Origin of the sequence: Bacillus sp. EKM501B, assembly GCF_011800505.1 — a bacterium.
In the GTDB taxonomy this organism is placed as follows: Bacteria; Bacillota; Bacilli; order Bacillales; family Bacillaceae_G; genus Bacillus_A; species Bacillus_A cereus.
Genome location: NZ_JAALFZ010000020.1, coordinates 61,643 through 79,819, shown reverse-complemented (window position 1 = coordinate 79,819; position 18,177 = coordinate 61,643). Strand labels below are relative to the sequence as shown.

Sequence of the window (18,177 nt, the reverse complement as noted above, 5' to 3'; positions counted from 1 at the left end):
TTGCATGTATTAGGCACGCCGCCAGCGTTCATCCTGAGCCAGGATCAAACTCTCCAATAAAGTTAGTTTGTCTAGCACCTAAAATAAAAATTGACGTTTCACGTTGTTTGTTTCGTTCAGTTTTCAAAGAACTACTTAGTCGCTCATTCGCGACTTCCTTATGTTAACATCTTCATTTTTCAATGTCAACTAAGTTTTTTAATTTCTTTTTTGTCGTTTTCTGCGTTTCCGCATCAGCGACGGTTATTAATATATCATGCAGTATATACAGGGTCAATACTTTTTATAAAAAAATTTCACATCCCGTTAAAAACTGAAAAACCGCTGTAAAAATCCTTATAGCGTCCATTCATTCTTCATGGCCCCCCTCCTATTCATTTCATATCTTATCCCTTTATCAATTTACACGAGAGTGAAAATTCTAAATTTTATGTTATATTATTAGTATAGGAGCGTGGTGAGAATGAGCATTAAGTATTCAAACAAAATCAATAAAATCCGGACCTTTGCATTAAGTTTAGTATTTATCGGCCTCTTCATTGCATACTTAGGTGTCTTTTTCCGCGAAAACATTATTATTATGACAACGTTTATGATGGTTGGCTTTTTAGCTGTTATCGCTAGCACTGTCGTTTACTTTTGGATTGGTATGTTATCTACTAAGACTATCCAAATTATTTGCCCAAGCTGTGATAAGCCAACCAAAATGCTCGGCCGTGTCGATGCATGTATGCACTGCAATCAACCTTTAACACTAGATCGAGATCTAGAAGGAAAAGAATTTGATGAAAAGTATAATAAGAAGAGTTATAAATCATAAGTATCAAGGGAAATACGAATTTGCAACACTACAAACGTTTCAACTCATTAAAAAGTTGATTTCTTAAAAAATCAACTTTTTAATTGTTTTATTAAATTTATTACACCTATTTTTTCGAAATAACAGTAAACATCCCTGTCATATTAGGCGAATAATCTTTAAAATCATATTTTTCGTAGAATGATGTTTTACCTTGCGATGCAAACAAACCAATGAATGCTTTATCTGGAGCATTCTGATTTAAGTATTCTACTAAAGTATTCATTATTTTCTTTCCAATACCATTCTTTTGATACTCTGGATGAACCACTATATCTTGAATATAGAAATAGATAGCCCCATCACCAACAATTCTCCCCATGCCGATGATTTGATTATTATCCTTGACTGTTATACAGTAAATCGAATTTTGAAGTGATATTTCCGCCACCTCAAAGTTCATATAGTTAGTCCATCCCACAGAATCACATAAATATTTATATTCTTCCAATGTTGGAATGTTATTTTTAATCTCATATTTCTTCAAAATGTCCCCTCCCAGAATTCATTTCCACCAATACAAAGTAAATTCGACAAACTTTTATCTAACCCTCCTTACTAACTTAGCACTGTAAATCCCGATTAACCTCACGCTAATCCTTATATAATAAAGAAAGAGGCTGACGTATAGCCGTCAGCCTCTTTCTTTATTATATATTACGCCTTATGACACTCTGGACAAACGCCATAAATTTCTAAGCGATGACTATTGATAACGAAGCCTGTCGTTTTCGCAGCTTCCTCTTCCAGCTTTTCCAAGCCTCCATAAGGAAAATCAACAATCTTACCACATTTTTCGCAAATCACATGATAATGTTGACTTGTAACATAATCAAATCTACTTGAAGCGTCTCCATAAGTTAATTCCTTTACAAGTCCAACCTCTTTAAACACACGTAAGTTATTATAGACAGTTGCAACACTCATATTTGGAAACTTACCTTCTAATGCTTTATAAATATCATCCGCTGTTGGGTGCGTCATTGATTCCACAAGGTACTCTAAAATAGCATGACGCTGTGGAGTAATGCGTACACCCGTATTTTTCAGCATTTCTAGCGCTTCTTTTAATTCTTCTTTGACCACCGTCATGCACCCCGATTCTATACGGATTATTATTTTATAATTCTTATAAAGAGTGTACTCCTTTTCTTATAAATCGTCAATATTTCTACTATAAGTATGTAGTTTATTTTTATATTCAGGACTTGTTTTTATGTATCTTTCCTTTTTTCTTCATATATTCCATAGAAAAAAGTGCGACATAATCGCACTTGGAATACTATCATCTGAGGAGGTATGCCCTACACTTCCACTTTATGTAAGGCAGTAAAATATGTATAGACACTTGCCTTGTTTCTGCATATTTTATCCCCAATGTAGATTTATTTTATATAAGAAAGAACATCCTCAATATGTCCTTTCACTTTCACTTTACGCCACTCTTTTACAAGTTCACCGTCTTTATTAATAAGGAATGTAGAACGCTCGATTCCCATATACTCTTTCCCAAAGTTCTTTTTTAACTTCCAAACATCGTATAACTCTGCTACTTTATGATCTTCATCTACTAAAAGTGTAAATGGCAATTCATGTTTCTCAATGAATTTCAAATGTCTATTCGCTGAATCAGGACTTACTCCAAGAATAACCGTATCCTTCTCTTGAAATACTCCATACGCATCACGAAAATCACATGCTTCAGTTGTACATCCTGGCGTCATATCTTTGGGATAAAAATAGAGAACTACATTTTTACCGCGGAAATCAGCTAGGCGAACTTCTTCTCCATTACTTCCCTCTAATGTGAATTCTGGTGCCATTTCTCCTACTGTAATCATAGTTATCACTCCTACTCTTTTCCTTTACTATAACAAATGCTTCCTTATTTTTCATTGTCTATTACAGACCTCATCACAAAAGCAAAAGGGAGTGTATATCCAATTAGCGCTTCTGCGATTGCAATCCATCGCCCAATTCCAATCGGAGATATGTCACCATATCCAACAGACAATAAAGTAACTGCGCTAAAATATAAACAAACTTCGACGAGTTGAAAAGAATGAGCGTTCAAACTTTCTCCGTCCTCTTTCAAAACTGCGAAACCCATTTCCTCTAATACAACGTAACTTAATCCAAATGCGATTAGTACTGTTGTATAGATTAAAAATAATGTGGCCAAATTATAGAGCGAAAAAAAACGCGTTGAATCCGAATAGGAACTCCATAATAATTGGACACTTTTCAAAATAGCGATTGCTGCAATTAATAGAATAAATCCCCATAACATGTCCTCCACCTCATTTTATATGTATGAGGTGGAGAACTGATTTATCCCTTAGAAACGAACAAGCTTCTATAATTAATTACCCGCGCCTCGATACCTTTTTACCCCTTGGTTCCAGAGGGTGATTGCAATCGTAAAACAGATAATACCAACAATTGGCGTCGCAAATGCATAACTATTCCATTCTGTTTTTCTTAAAAAGTATGCTGCTGGATATACTCCAACAAACGCAAACGGTAAAACGAACGTTAAAATGAAACGAATTACACGATTATAAATATTAACAGGATAGCGCCCGTAATTACCTATGTTATACATAAGAGGCATAATTGAACTTTTCGCATCCGACCAAAAACCAAGGCTCGCCAACGTAACAAATATCCCTCCATATACAAGTGCTCCTCCTCCTACCATCAATATAAATAAGAAGAAATCATACCAGTAAAAAGATAATTGTAACTCCACAGCTGCATATCCCATTACAACAATCCCTGTAATAGCTCCAATTAAAGATTCAAGTTCCATTCTTTCTAATATAATTTGAAATAGGCTATGGATCGGTCGCGTTAATACACGATCCATCTCCCCTTTAATAATGTATCGATCATTAAAATCCCATATATTAAAGAAAGCTGAAAAGATGGCAAATGGTACTAAAAAGAAACCATAAATAAAGATTACCTCTTCTCGACTCCATCCCTTCAATGCTTGTGTATGCCCAAATACAACGAGAATAAATATTAAATTAACTGCTTGAAGCGATAAATCAGAAAGTAAACCAACGATAAAATCGCCTCGATACTCCAATTTCGTTTTTATATATTGACTTGCATATTGTAAAAATAAGTTTATATATAGCATCTCATCATCCCCCTTGTACAATTAGACGTTTTCTCGCCGTTCTCCACATGAGTACAATTGGAATAATAAGTACAATCGCCCAAATCACTTGAAATACTAAAGCCTCATACAACTTACTCCCCTGTATACCTTCAGAAAAAATCATACTTGGAATATAACTAATAGCCTGAAACGGTAAAAACATCATTGCTTTTTGGGCCCATAACGGATAAAAACTAATTGGTAATAATAGACCTGAAAATAAATCAATAACAACGCGTTTTGCATACATAATCCCACTATTATTAAATAGGAAAAACGTAAGCATTCCCGTCATTAAATTAATTTGTGTATTAATAATAAAACTAAATATTAAAGATAAGAAGAAATATAACCAAGTTTGAAAATTCGTTGTAATTTGCAACGAAAATAATAACGTAACGATAACCATGCCTGGAATGGAAAAGAAGGCAAAACGGAATATTCCCTCGCCAAGACCTTGCATAACTTTCATTCCCAAATAGTTATACGGACGAATTAATTCTACAGCCACACGTCCTTCTTGAATCTCCATCGCAATTTCCCTATCTATATTATTAAAATAGAAGGCACGTGCCATCCACGCGATTGCGATATACGTGGTCATTTGCGAAATAGATAAACTTTCAATATTCTCTTTTCCGCTATAAATTGCTTGCCATAAAAAATAGTAAGCACCGATATTAATCGTATAAATTAAAATCCCGCTATAGTAATTTGTACGATACGCAAGCATCATTAAAAAGCGAATTCGAATCATTTCAATATACTTACCCATGCGTAATACCTTCTTCATAAATGTTACGAATAATTTCCTCTGTAGACACTTCGTTAATTTTTAAATCTTTAATTTGAAATGCTTGTACTACTTTAGAAATAAGCATTGAAATAATAACTTCTTCATTCGGAATTTTTGCAACCCATGCATTTTCCTCTTTCGCTTTCGACCAAACGACATGATTATCTGGCATAACCATTGATAAAGCCTGATAGGAAACTGGTGCAACAAACTGAAAGTGAATTTCCTTCTCTGCTCCCCACTGCGTACGAAGATTACTTAAAGAACCGTCATACATAATATTCCCTTCATCCAGCATGATAACGCGCTCACATAAAGCTTCAATATCAGTAATATCGTGTGTTGTTAATAAAATTGTTGTTTTATAACGTTCATTCATTTCTTTTAAAAATTCACGTATTTTCAATTTCACAAGTACATCTAACCCAATTGTTGGCTCATCTAAAAATAATAACGGTGGATTATGAATTAAGGCTGCCGCTAATTCACAACGCATCCTTTGACCAAGAGATAATTTTCGAACTGGTTTATCTAATAAAGGCCCTATATCTAACGTTTCAATTACGTGCTCCATATGCTCCTTATACTGAGCGTCTGATACACCGTACACTTTCTTTAATAAACGAAACGATTCTTGTACTGCAATATCCCACCAAAGTTGCGAACGCTGTCCAAAAACAACACCAATTGTTCTTACAAATTCTTCTCTTTGTTTATGTGGGTTCATTCCATTTACTGTGATTTGCCCTGATGTCGGAGTTAAAATCCCCGTAAGCATTTTAATTGTTGTTGATTTACCAGCACCGTTCTCACCGATATAACCAACCATTTCACCTTGCTTTACAGTAAAAGATACATCATTTACTGCTGGTACTATTTTATAATTACGATTTAATAAATCGCGAAATGCACCCTTTAAGCCCGGACGACTTGAATAGGCTGTAAACTCTTTACGTAACCCTTGTACCTCAATTACCGATTTCATAATCGGACCCCCCTCCTAAATGTCACAACGAATAGTTTACCCAACTGCCTGCGCTATCACAAACAATACGTCTTTTCGAAAAACATGTTAGAATAATACATAGATTTTTGTAAGGAGATGAATTGTAGTGAAATTCACAAAGTCAGAAGCATTACATAAAGAAGCTTTAGAGCATATCGTGGGCGGTGTTAATAGTCCTTCTCGTTCTTTTAAAGCAGTTGGCGGCGGCGCTCCTGTTGCTATGGAACGTGGGAAAGGCGCTTATTTCTGGGATGTAGACGGAAATAAATATATCGATTATTTAGCAGCATACGGTCCTATTATTACTGGACATGCTCATCCGCATATAACAAAAGCAATTACAACAGCTGCTGAAAATGGGGTACTTTATGGAACACCAACAGCGCTAGAGGTAAAATTCGCAAAAATGTTAAAAGAAGCAATGCCTGCATTAGATAAAGTCCGTTTCGTAAACTCTGGTACAGAAGCAGTGATGACAACGATTCGTGTTGCTCGTGCTTATACAGGTCGCACAAAAATCATGAAATTCGCTGGTTGTTACCACGGTCATTCTGATTTAGTACTTGTGGCAGCTGGATCTGGTCCTTCTACTTTAGGAACTCCTGACTCAGCTGGCGTACCACAAAGTATTGCACAAGAAGTTATTACTGTTCCATTTAATAATGTAGAAACTTTAAAAGAGGCTTTAGATAAATGGGGTCATGAAGTAGCAGCTATCCTTGTAGAACCGATCGTTGGAAACTTCGGTATTGTAGAGCCTAAACCAGGATTCCTTGAAAAAGTGAATGAACTTGTTCACGAAGCTGGCGCATTAGTAATTTATGATGAAGTTATTACTGCTTTCCGCTTTATGTACGGTGGTGCTCAAGACTTACTTGGTGTGACACCTGACTTAACAGCGCTTGGTAAAGTTATTGGCGGCGGCTTACCAATCGGTGCTTACGGTGGTAAGAAAGAAATTATGGAACAAGTTGCTCCGCTTGGACCTGCATACCAAGCTGGTACAATGGCAGGAAACCCTGCTTCTATGGCATCAGGTATCGCTTGTCTAGAAGTGCTTCAACAAGAAGGGCTTTATGAGAAATTAGATGAACTTGGTGCAATGCTTGAAAAAGGAATTTTAGAACAAGCAGCGAAACATAATATCGACATTACATTAAACCGTCTAAAAGGGGCTTTAACTGTATACTTCACAACAAATACAATTGAAGATTACGATGCCGCACAAGATACAGACGGTGAAATGTTCGGTAAATTCTTCAAGCTTATGCTTCAAGAAGGAATTAACTTAGCACCTTCTAAATACGAGGCATGGTTCTTAACTACAGAACATACAAAAGAAGATATTGAATATACAATCGAAGCTGTCGGCAGAGCATTTGCTGCCCTAGCAGACAATAAATAATCCCGTCATTAAAAGGAAAAAAGAAAGCTCACCTTTCTTTTTTCCTTTTTTCTATTTCATAAATTCCGTATTAATAGTATAATTATTCATAATTATCTGTTTTATACTCTTTTACAGCATTACTATCTCTGTGTACAAGGTGATTCGCACCTTAAATAGTAAGATTATTCTAACTTTTACAAGAGGGGGGATTGACGGATGCTCAATAAAAAAAATACATGGACACCGTCTTTATTTCGAGATTATAGAAATGCAGAACATGATGCGTGTGGAATCGTTTCCGTTATGGAGAAACGAAAAATTGCTACAAAAGAAAACATTGACCTTTGCATACAATCACTCGTCAAAATGAATCATAGAGCTGGTTTCATTAATGGTGAGGGCGATGGCATCGGCATTCACATTGATATACCAAAAACGCTTTGGAATGAAAAACTAAAAAGTAGCGGATATAATCTAACGATTGTGGATCATCCCCACTTTATCGTTGGACATTTTTTTCTAAATAAAAAAGAAGACATTACTGCCTTAAAAGATTATATTCGTACGCAATTAAACAACAAAAACTTTACTATCATTTTCGAAAGTGATGATGTAACAAACTCAGATGCACTCGGTCCACTTGGTAAACAAGAAGAACCTTTATTTTGGCAAGTTGCCCTTATCGCAGAAAACGAAATTACAAATATTGAGCAAACATTATTTTCTGTCACAATAAAAATAGAGGAAAACGAAGCAATTCATGTTGCTTCATTAAGTCGTAATCATGTTGTATATAAAGTTCTAGGTGCTGGTGATACGCTTGTTGCCTACTATAATGATTTACAACATCCGCTTATCGCTTCAACTATGACATTAGGACATAACCGCTACTCTACTAATACATTATCTAATTTTTTTCGTGTACAACCATTTAGCATTCTCGGACATAATGGTGAAATTAACACAATTGCGAAATTACGCGATCAAGCTGAAATGATTGATGTACCACTTACTGCAGGAGGCAGTGACTCTCAAGATTTAAACCGCACCTTAGAAACCCTACTTGTTCAATACAACTACAGCTTATTTGAAGCAATGGAAATTCTATTCCCACCAATTATTAATGAAATTAAACTTTATGAAACACCTTTACAAGATTTATATACGTATATACGTGAAGCGTGGGGACATTTTGCCCAAGGACCAGCTGGCATCATTTCCCGTTTTAAAGATGAAGCTGTTTTCAGCGTTGATTCCCTTGGATTACGCCCAGTATGGAAAGTAGAGACAGAGAGCTCTTATATTTTCTCTTCTGAACCTGGAGTTGTATCACCAACTAAATATGTAGCAGAACCAAAACCACTCGCTCCTGGAGAAAAAGTCGGATTAAAATGGAATGAACAAGATGAACTTGTTCTTTATGAATATGACAAATATCAAATCCAAGTATATAACCGTTTTAAAAAGCGAATTGATACTACCAATTACCATTTAAATTTATCTATCCCTGAAACGAAAAAAATCCAAGGGCTATGTGATTCTATTCAAGTTGAAACGAAACAATACGTCGCTTTCGGATGGGACCGAGAACATATTCAACTCCTTGAACAGATGGCAACAAAAGGCGTTGAGCCAATACGCTCACTTGGGCATGACTCACCACTTGCCGCACTTGATACTGATAGACGAAATATCGCTGACTTCATTAAAGAAAGTGTAGCTGTTGTTACAAACCCTGCAATTGACCGTGACCGTGAAATTGAACACTTCTCTACACGTACTGTACTTGGAGAGCGTCCAAGTTTATTAAGTGGCGCAAAACGGCCATTTGTAGTTGAAATGCTTTCACCAATTATTTTAGAAGGCAGCGTGGCACAACCTATTGCAGAGGAATTACACACAATTACGTACGAACAACTCATAGAGCTATTTAAAACTCATAACTCTATCGCCACAATCTCTGCTACATTCAGCTCGTCAGAAACTCTACAATGTGCATTAAGCCGCATTAGTTCTGAAGCGATAGCTGCTGTTAACAATGGTGCTTCCCTACTAGTATTAGATGACGCAAAAGCCCATCTAAATGAAAGATTGTGGATTGATCCACATTTAGTTACTGCTAAAGTACATCAAGCATTAAGTGAAAATAAATTACGCCGCAATTGTTCTCTCGTTATACGTTCTGGTGCCCTTCGCTCCTTACATGACATTGTCACGCTATATGGATTAGGAGCAGATAGTATTAATCCATATTTATTATTCGCGACTGTAAATGATGGAACAAAAACACCAATTACGAATCTGTATAATGCACTTAATAAAGGATTAGAAAAAGTCATTTCAACAATTGGAATTCATGAGTTACGTGGTTACGGACGTCTCTATTCATCTATTGGGTTACATGAAGAAATCGCAAATATATTACAGATTACAAATTTCTTCGGTTCAAATGATTTAGCTTTTTCACTTGAATCACTTGCTGAAGATGCAAAAATGCGAGCGGATGATTATAACAATCCTAAAATTAGAATGCGAAAATCATTTCATATATTCCCGCGAATTTGGAAAGCAATCGGCGATGTTGCAAAAGGAAATTCTTATGATGATTACCGTGACAAGTTAAGTGAACTAGAAGAGAATAATCCCATCGCAATCAGACACCTTGTTCAAACGAAACAAACAAAACATGTCGTTCCAACTGAAGAAGTATCTATCGGCATTAAAAACCATGATTTTCCATTTATTATTAGTTCTATGTCATTTGGTTCTCAAAACGAAATTGCCTTTCGCGCATATGCAGAAGCGGCCGATCAGCTAAATATGATTAGCTTGAACGGTGAAGGCGGCGAAATTAAAGATATGATTGGAAAATATCCACATACACGTGGACAACAAGTGGCATCTGGGCGATTTGGAGTAAATGCCGAACTACTAAACTCATCGAACTTAATTGAAATCAAAATTGGTCAAGGCGCAAAGCCTGGGGAAGGTGGGCATTTACCTGGTTCAAAAGTAACAGCCAAAATCGCTGAAGCACGTAATGCGACAATTGGCTCAGATTTAATTTCACCTTCTAATAACCATGATATTTATTCAATTGAAGATTTAGCTCAAATGATTACGGAAATTAAAACAGCTAATCAACTTGCCAAAGTAGCCGTGAAAGTCCCTGTCGTTCCTAATATCGGAACAATTGCTGTCGGTATCGCCAAAGCTGGTGCTGATTTTATTAACATTAGCGGATTCGATGGCGGAACAGGTGCTGCACGTATTCACGCCTTGCAACATGTAGGTCTTCCTGTAGAAATTGGTGTTAAAGCCGCTCACAACGCTTTATTAGAAGCGAGCATGAGACATAAAGTAGAGATTTGGGCAGATGGTGGTATTCGAAGTGTAAATGATGCCTTGAAAATCATGCTTCTCGGAGCAAACCGTATTGGATTTGGCACACTATCAATGATTGCAATCGGCTGCACTACTTGCCGTGGGTGTCATCTAGATACTTGCCATGTCGGAATTGCAACACAAATCGAGTCTGAAGCACAAGCAAAGGAACATGGGTTACGCCGCTTCGTCCCACGCGAATTAGAAAGCGCAGTTACTGGCCTGCTAAATTTATTCACCTCTTTCGGTATAGAACTAAAACGATTAACAGGACAGCTTGGGTATACAAATTTACAAGCAATTGTTGGGCGTTCTGATTTATTAGAGCAAGTTCGAGGCGAAAATTTATTAAACTTACGTAATTTATTACAAATAATAGAACATCCATCTGTTACAACAACAGATGGTGTACCAGAAAAACAATTTAAGACAGTTCATTCCGCTGACTCAAAAGAATTAGTAGGCGTTGGTGTAGAGCAACGCGTTATGGGTGGTCTAGAATCATGTTATCGCGTTCGCAGTAAACTATATGAAGCTACTCAACTTGAACCACTTACATTAAAGTATACGAATGGTTCTATTCCCGGAAATGGGTTAGGCGCTTACAATAGTGAAAATTTATTTATACACGTAAATGGCGGCGCACAAGATGGCATTGGTAAAACTTCCTTTGGTGGTGGGATTTATATAACGAAATCAAAAGGAAAAGACGGAGTATATTATAACGGTTCTGTCGGAAAAGGATTTGGATATGGTGCACAAAAAGGAGCACTATACGTGCAAGGGAACGCTGATGCTCGCGCTGGCATTCGCCTTTCTGGGGCAGACATCATAATTGGAGGTAGAATAACAAAACCACTCCGTGAAAAAGAGCAAGGAAATATAGGGGCATACTCCAATATTAAAGGTTTTGCTTTTGAATATATGACAAATGGGCGAGCGCTTGTTTTAGGTGACCCTGGTCCATGGATTTGCGCTGGCATGACTGGCGGTGTTGTTTATTTGCGTCATGATTCAAACTTAGGCCTAACAGAACAGGCCTTAAAAAGAAGAATTGCAAAAGGGGCAAATGTTACATTACAACCAATTAGTAAAAATGGTTTGAAAGATGTAACTGAATTATTGCTAGACTATATTCGTGTACTAAACGAACATGAGCAATATGAGGAAGTCGCTTTATTAACAGCATTATTAGATGATATACAGAACCAGTTTTTTGAGATTATCCCGAAAAAAGAACAGGCAGACCCATCTATCTCAACAGAGTAAAATGAGTAATTTTCATTATTAAGAAAAAATTGACGAAGTACGCTTCTCATAGTAATCTATAGTAACAATTTGAGACCTGCTGAAATTCAGCAGGTTTTTTTACTAAAAACTGATGTTTAAAAGGAATTAGGAAAAATTATAAAGTGAAACTTTAATTAGCCTACACCAATCGAGCGTTTACCGGCATCTAGCTTCTAATTTTTGAGGCAGGAATCTTACTACTCACAATTAGCGGGATAAAATGAACACTAATTTCTTTTAACGTCACTAAAATATCACTTGCTAACATATTGTAATGAATGTATAGTATCATGTTGTACATTCATTATGACAAGAGAAAGGATCTTATTAAGGGTATGAAACTTGGTGCTCGCATTTTAAAAACGGGTATTGCCATCACGTTAGCTTTATTTGCTTGTATTTTACTTCAATTACCGAGTCCGGTATTTGCGGGAATTTCAGCTATCTTTGCTGTTCAACCGTCTGTATACCGTTCTTATTTAACAGCACTTGAACAAATTCAAGCAAATGTAATTGGTGCGATATTTGCTATCGCATTTGCTACTGCTTTTGGACATAATCCTTTTATTATTGGATTAACATGTATATTAGTAATTGCTCTTACATTACAATTACGATTAGAAAACACAATATCAATTGCTTTAGTAACAGTTATCGCCATTATGGAGTATCAAGGCGAAGATTTCTTTAGTTTTGCCTTACTTCGATTTGCGACGATTATGATTGGTATTATTGCGGCTTCACTTGTAAATTTAGTATTTATGCCGCCAAAATATGAAACAAAACTTTATCATCGTATCGTTGATAATACAGAAGAAATTGTAAAATGGATTCGAATGAATAGCAGGCAGGCTTCTGATTTTACAACGCTAAAAACTGATATTGATCGTATGAAAGAAAAAATGATTAAACTAAATCATTACTATTTGCTGTATAAAGAAGAAAGAAGCTATACGAAAAAAGTAAAGTTCGCAAAAATTCGTAAGCTCGTTTTATTCAGACAAATGTTAGCGACAACAAGCCGTGCTTTAAGTACGTTAAAATCATTACACCGTACTGAAAATGAACTGCGCTATATGCCGGAAGAATTTCAGGAATCTATCCAAAATGAACTTGACTCATTAACGCATTATCATGAACAAGTTTTATTAAAATTTATTGGTAAAGCAAAAAAACAACAATCAGTTGAAATGCTTGATGAAGTTGAAACAGGTAAACAAGAATTAATTGATATCTTTATGGAATATCAAAATAAGGACGATGAAGAAGCATATAAAACATGGTTACATCTCTTCCCTCTTATTTCTTCCATCATTAACTATAGCGAAGAAGTAGAGCATTTAGATTTGCTTGTAGATAGCTTCTACACATATCATAAACCAGAAAAAGAACTCCAAATCGATGATAAAAAAGAAGACGAATAAAAAAACAGCTCCTTTTATGGTAAAGGAGCTGTTTCTGTTATATGTTGAAGTTGATATAAATTGTAATAAAATCCTCTTTTTCGCATTAACTCTTCATGAGAACCAGTCTCTTTAATCTCACCGTCTTCAATGTAAATAATCGTATCAACATGCGTAATCGTCGCTAATCGATGTGCGATTATAATCGTTGTCCGGTCAGCAGCTAACGTCTGAAGCGCCTCTTGAATATACCTTTCATTTTCTAAATCTAATGCTGAAGTTGCTTCATCTAATATAAGTACCGACGGATTCTTTAGAAACACTCGTGCAATTGCCACGCGTTGTCTTTGCCCGCCTGATAGCTTCACACCACGTTCTCCAACGACAGTATTATAACCATCTGGTAAGTCTATAATAAAATCATGAATTTGCGCAGCTTTGGCAGCTGCAATCACTTCTTTCTCTGTAGCTTTCGGATTTCCATATAAAATATTAGCTCCAATTGTATCGCTAAACAATAAATTATCCTGCAGTACAATTCCAATATGACTACGCAAATTTCTCATATTGTACTTTCTTACATCTATGCCATCTACATAAACCGCGCCTTCAGAAACATCATAGAAACGCGGGATCAAACTAGCAAGAGATGACTTTCCCCCCCCACTCGCTCCTACAAGCGCTACTTTCTCTCCAGGCTGCATAGTTAATGACAAGTTGTGTAATATCTCTTTTTCATCTGCATTATAACGAAAAGAAACATTGTCAAATACAATTTCTCCATTTAATTTTTTCGTTTGTACCGCATTTGGTACATTAACAATATCGTATTTTTCATCTAACAGTTCAAACACACGGTCCATCGATGCAAAAGATTGTGTTAATGTTGTAGATGAATTAACAAGGCGGCGAAGCGGACTATATAAACTATCCATATATCCAACAAAAGCTACCATCGTTCCTAGCGTTAACTGCCCTTGAATTACTTCATATGCTGCAAAACCAATCACAAGTAACGGACCTAAATCGGTTAACGTATTTACTGCCGAAAATGTTCTTGCCGTCCAACTTGTATGGGTTAATGCTTTCGTTAAAAATTCATTATTTCTTTTTTCAAACTGCTTCCCCTCATACTCTTCTAACGCAAAGCTACGTGTCACTTGCATTCCTTGAATACGTTCATGCAAATACCCTTGCATCGTCGCTAACGCTTGTGAACGCTCTTTCGTCAATTTCCGAAGACGTCCGAAAAAATATTTCACTGCAATTACATAAATAGGTAAAATCAATAACGCAACAAATGTTAATTTTATATTCATAGAAAACATAACAATGATAGCAATAGCAATTGTTGCAGTATCTAACCAGACGTTCATCAAACCAGTAATTACAAAATCCTTCGTTTGTTCTACATCATGGATGACACGCGAAATAATCTCCCCTGTTTTTGTATTGGAGTAATAACGTAAACTTAACTTTTGTAAGTGACCGAAAATATGCTTCCGCAAATCATACAGTATTGTATTTGCGATATGTTGGGCGAAATATTGACGATAATATTCAATCGGTGGTCTTAATACCGCAAAAATAAAAAAAGCAATTCCAATCGCTGTTATTAATTGAGATGTTTTATCTTGAAGTGAGCCCGCGCCTTGAATTACATCATCGATAATATACTTTAATAACCACGGCATAATAAGTGGGATACCGAACTTAACTAGTCCAATAATAATTGTAATAGCAATAAGCCATCGATATGGTTTAACAAATTGTAAATATCTTTTTATGCCTTGCACATAATCCCCCCTCTAATAGGACAAACCTGCCGGGAAGCCCCCTGCAGGTTTGTTTTAATTTCTGTACATTAAATATCGTTCATACCACATATCTACGAAGTCTGGTGCAAATGGACCTTTTCTTTGATGAATCCACTGTGTTAAATGTGCTACATTTCGTTTTAAAATTGTATCAATAACAGGTGGATACTGCATAATTTGACTATGTTTTTCATACTCATCTTCATCTAGAAGCGTATATGTCATATCTGGATATACTTTAATATCTAAATCATAATCAATATACTTTAATGCTTCAGGATCATACGCAAAAGGTGAGCTTAAATTACAATAATAATATACGCCATCTTCCCTAAGCATCCCAATCACATTAAACCAATAGTTGGCATGAAAATAACAAATTGCTGGTTCACGAGTAATCCATGTTCGGCCATCCGATTCTGTAACTACTGTACGATCATTCGCTCCGATTACAAGACTCTGTGTCCCTTTTAAAATTGTTGTTTCTTCCCACATTCTATGAATGGAGCCATTATGTTTATAACTATGTATTTGTACTTTTTCTCCTTCTTTGGGAAATCCCATATATGCTCCCTTCTTTCAACTGCAAATGCCCTTTGAACGGCATTCACTTTTTTTCTATTATAACTTTTTTGTCGAAATTTTAAAACTAAAGGGATAAGACTCTATTTTTCAAACTGAATATGCAGGAGGTTTATCGTTGAATACTATGCCCCAACTCTTCTTAAGAGATAGGGATTGTACTGCATTATTTATAAGCGAGGACATGTAATAGAAAAAGCCCTTCTCTATTTCCATACAAAGAAGGACTTTTCACCTGAAGATAACAATATATCTTATCCTAAATTTGAAATCATTTTTTCAGTTGTAAAAGATTGAATTACACTATTCGTTTGTTCTTCAAATTTCTCATGTAACATCTTCAACGCTACTTCTGTTCTATATATTTCCTGACGGATAAAATGCAGTTCTTTTTTATCGCACGTATCTTTTTCATTCATTTCGATTTGTTGATACTTCTCTAGATGTGCTTGTAACTTTAACAACTCATCCATCGTTTCTAATTGCTCCCCTACCAACTTATCAAAATCGTTCATTACTTACCCCCTTTTGGACTTATTCATCAGTTATTATTCCTAATTACATAATTCTAATTGTTAACTTCCTTCTCCTTTGACTACATTTGTTGACTTATTAGAAGTTATGTCGTTCGCTTTCTTTTCATTACAACGATCCACGCAAAAAGAAAACACTTCTCCCGAATTAGAGAAGTGTTTTTCTTTCATTACTGATTTGAGCTAGAAGATTGTGATTGTTTTGCAGCTGACTTAGCATTTTGTTTTTTCACAGAATGCACGTCTGTTTCAGTTGCAAATTCTGTACCATAACTAGCGTTTGCACTTTGTGCACCAGAAGCTTGTGCTTTCTTTGCTTCTGATTGTGCGTTTGCTTGTTTTACAGCTTGTACATCTGTTTCAGTTGAAAACTCTGTACCATAACTAGCATTTGTACTTTGAATGCTAGCACCAGAAGTTGCTTTGTTATAACCTTGTTGTTTTTTACTCATCTTTCTCACCTCCACAATCAATAATGTAACCAATTCACTTAGAAGCTATCCGTAATTTTCTTTTTTAAAATTTCCGCATATAACTTTTGTTACTCATTCAAACTATAGAAAATGGAGGTGTAAATATGTATATAGGACGCGATATGACTGAACTAACGATGATTTCAAAAAATGAATGGAAAGAAGATGAATTAGCTTATTTTCATCACTCACTACAACAGGTTCTGCCTTATTTAAATGTAGAAGGGCAAAGTATTTACAAAGAAATTGTAGTAGAAATCGAATCAAGAGGCGGCTTACAAGAAGGTGAAGCTAGTTGGACTCATGGGACAAAAATTTCTTACGATTAAAAAAGTGTTCCCTAGATTGGGAACACTTTTTTTGTTTATTGCATTGTAATTTTCTCCACACAATTTTCATAAATAGTACGGTGTGATTTTGAGAAAGGTAATTGCTCAAATACCTCTTTTGATACAAATTTTAATGTATCTGTATCAACAATATTACCGGTTATTTTTCCGTAAAATACAAATATATCCCAAGTACGATGTGTAAACGTATGTTGTACATTCATTGCGTATTCATCAATAGAAACCTCGAGCTCAAATTTTTCTTTCATATAATCTATAAGCTGTTCCTTCTGATTTCGAATACCTTCTCCAAGTTCCACATTCGGAAACTCCCACATGTTAGCTAACAAACCTGTACTTGGACGTTTATTAATAACGTAACGACCGTCTTCAGTTTGAAGTACACCTGCAACAATAGGTACCATTTTAGGAGCTTTCGCTTTACTTTTTACTGGTAATTCTTTTTGAACACCTTCAGCATATCCTCTGCAATGTTCACGTACAGGACAAAGTAAGCATGCTGGATTTTTCGGAATACAAATTAGTGCACCTAATTCCATCAATCCCTGATTAAAATAAGATGGGTTTTCTACTGAAATAATTTCACGCACAATCTCTTCAAAAACTTTTCGAGTCTTTGGTTTTGCAATATCATCCCATACTGATAAAATACGAGATAATACACGCATAACATTTCCATCAACTGCCGGCTCTGGTATACCATATGCGATACTTAAAATAGCACCTTTTGTATATGGTCCCACTCCTTTTAACTTTTCAATTTTCTTTACATCACTTGGTACAACTCCGCCGTATACTTCTTTTACCTCTTTTACTGCCGCATGTAAATTACGTGCTCTAGAATAATATCCTAAACCTTCCCATGCTTTTAATACTTCTTCATCATCTGCGTTCGCTAACGCTTCAAGTGTAGGAAACTTCCCCATAAAATTTGCGTAATATGGTTTTACAGCTTCTACTCTTGTTTGCTGTAACATAATTTCAGAAACCCAAACGCGGTATGGATCTTTATTCTTTCTCCATGGTAAGTCGCGCTGTTCTTCTTCAAACCAACCAATTAAATCATTTTGAAACTGCTCTATATTAAAATTGTTTAGTATTTCAAGTGTCAAACTTGATCCCCCTCAT

17 protein-coding genes and 1 rRNA gene are annotated in these 18,177 nt (G+C 35.8%); 5 read left to right on the top strand and 13 right to left on the bottom strand.

The genetic code is table 11. From position 1 onward, the window contains the following. A 16S ribosomal RNA gene (locus HFD78_RS24785) occupies positions 1-60 on the bottom strand; the annotation flags it as partial. A gap of 403 nt (positions 61-463) precedes the next feature. Between HFD78_RS24785 and HFD78_RS24780 the strand changes: the two genes are divergently transcribed. Then, complete coding sequence (locus HFD78_RS24780; RefSeq protein WP_000025058.1) at positions 464-820, top strand: YgzB family protein; 357 nt, start codon at positions 464-466, stop codon at positions 818-820. A 106-nt stretch (positions 821-926) separates the two neighbouring features. Here HFD78_RS24780 and HFD78_RS24775 read toward each other — a convergent pair whose 3' ends face one another. From HFD78_RS24775 to HFD78_RS24745, 7 genes are all read right to left on the bottom strand, one after another. Further along, positions 927-1,346, bottom strand: coding sequence for a GNAT family N-acetyltransferase (locus HFD78_RS24775; RefSeq protein ID WP_000759738.1), 420 nt, complete (start codon positions 1,344-1,346; stop codon positions 927-929). Between the two features lie 170 nt (positions 1,347-1,516). Continuing rightward, positions 1,517-1,945 (bottom strand): peroxide-responsive transcriptional repressor PerR, encoded by a 429-nt coding sequence (perR, locus tag HFD78_RS24770; protein WP_000237829.1) that lies wholly within the window; start codon positions 1,943-1,945, stop codon positions 1,517-1,519. Between the two features lie 299 nt (positions 1,946-2,244). Further along, entirely contained in the window at positions 2,245-2,700 is a 456-nt protein-coding gene (gene bcp / locus HFD78_RS24765; protein ID WP_000633710.1) for a thioredoxin-dependent thiol peroxidase, read from the bottom strand. Positions 2,701-2,744: 44 nt separating this feature from the next. After that, positions 2,745-3,149: a potassium channel family protein gene (locus tag HFD78_RS24760; protein WP_000964343.1), complete on the bottom strand. Its 405-nt coding sequence runs from the start codon at positions 3,147-3,149 to the stop codon at positions 2,745-2,747. Positions 3,150-3,221: 72 nt separating this feature from the next. After that, positions 3,222-4,007, bottom strand: a complete 786-nt coding sequence (locus HFD78_RS24755) for an ABC transporter permease (protein WP_000965772.1) — start codon at positions 4,005-4,007, stop codon at positions 3,222-3,224. Between the two features lie 4 nt (positions 4,008-4,011). Further along, on the bottom strand, positions 4,012-4,803 hold the full coding sequence (locus HFD78_RS24750; RefSeq protein ID WP_000521519.1) for an ABC transporter permease: 792 nt from the start codon (positions 4,801-4,803) through the stop codon (positions 4,012-4,014). Beyond that, on the bottom strand, positions 4,796-5,809 hold the full coding sequence (locus HFD78_RS24745) for an ABC transporter ATP-binding protein (protein ID WP_000843658.1): 1,014 nt from the start codon (positions 5,807-5,809) through the stop codon (positions 4,796-4,798). Before HFD78_RS24745 ends, HFD78_RS24750 begins: the two co-directional genes overlap by 8 nt. 127 nt (positions 5,810-5,936) lie before the next feature. Here HFD78_RS24745 and hemL point away from each other — a divergent pair, with 127 nt between their 5' ends. The 3 genes from hemL to HFD78_RS24730 all read left to right on the top strand — a co-directional run bounded on the left by hemL (position 5,937) and on the right by HFD78_RS24730 (position 13,315). Further along, a complete protein-coding gene (gene hemL / locus HFD78_RS24740) occupies positions 5,937-7,235 on the top strand; it encodes a glutamate-1-semialdehyde-2,1-aminomutase (RefSeq protein WP_000673239.1) in 1,299 nt (432 codons plus the stop codon). Between the two features lie 198 nt (positions 7,236-7,433). Further along, entirely contained in the window at positions 7,434-11,870 is a 4,437-nt protein-coding gene (locus HFD78_RS24735) for a glutamate synthase-related protein (protein WP_000932754.1), read from the top strand. Positions 11,871-12,226: 356 nt separating this feature from the next. Next, on the top strand, positions 12,227-13,315 hold the full coding sequence (locus HFD78_RS24730; protein ID WP_000765787.1) for an aromatic acid exporter family protein: 1,089 nt from the start codon (positions 12,227-12,229) through the stop codon (positions 13,313-13,315). A gap of 14 nt (positions 13,316-13,329) precedes the next feature. Here HFD78_RS24730 and HFD78_RS24725 read toward each other — a convergent pair whose 3' ends face one another. The 4 genes from HFD78_RS24725 to HFD78_RS24710 form a co-directional block, all read right to left on the bottom strand. Continuing rightward, complete coding sequence (locus HFD78_RS24725; protein WP_001161589.1) at positions 13,330-15,090, bottom strand: ABC transporter ATP-binding protein; 1,761 nt, start codon at positions 15,088-15,090, stop codon at positions 13,330-13,332. A gap of 54 nt (positions 15,091-15,144) precedes the next feature. Next, positions 15,145-15,675 carry a nucleoside tri-diphosphate phosphatase gene (gene ntdP / locus HFD78_RS24720; RefSeq protein WP_000506624.1) on the bottom strand — a complete coding sequence of 177 codons (531 nt, stop codon included), beginning with the start codon at positions 15,673-15,675 and terminating at the stop codon, positions 15,145-15,147. Positions 15,676-15,947: 272 nt separating this feature from the next. Further along, positions 15,948-16,208 (bottom strand): YgaB family protein, encoded by a 261-nt coding sequence (locus tag HFD78_RS24715; RefSeq protein ID WP_000997577.1) that lies wholly within the window; start codon positions 16,206-16,208, stop codon positions 15,948-15,950. A 188-nt stretch (positions 16,209-16,396) separates the two neighbouring features. Beyond that, on the bottom strand, positions 16,397-16,678 hold the full coding sequence (locus HFD78_RS24710; protein WP_000039046.1) for a gamma-type small acid-soluble spore protein: 282 nt from the start codon (positions 16,676-16,678) through the stop codon (positions 16,397-16,399). A gap of 125 nt (positions 16,679-16,803) precedes the next feature. Between HFD78_RS24710 and HFD78_RS24705 the strand changes: the two genes are divergently transcribed. Beyond that, on the top strand, positions 16,804-17,028 hold the full coding sequence (locus tag HFD78_RS24705; protein WP_000275436.1) for a hypothetical protein: 225 nt from the start codon (positions 16,804-16,806) through the stop codon (positions 17,026-17,028). A gap of 35 nt (positions 17,029-17,063) precedes the next feature. On the opposite strand, the gene mutY is transcribed toward HFD78_RS24705, so the two are convergent. Next, positions 17,064-18,161, bottom strand: a complete 1,098-nt coding sequence (mutY, locus tag HFD78_RS24700) for an A/G-specific adenine glycosylase (RefSeq protein ID WP_000171394.1) — start codon at positions 18,159-18,161, stop codon at positions 17,064-17,066. Positions 18,162-18,177: the final 16 nt, after the last annotated feature.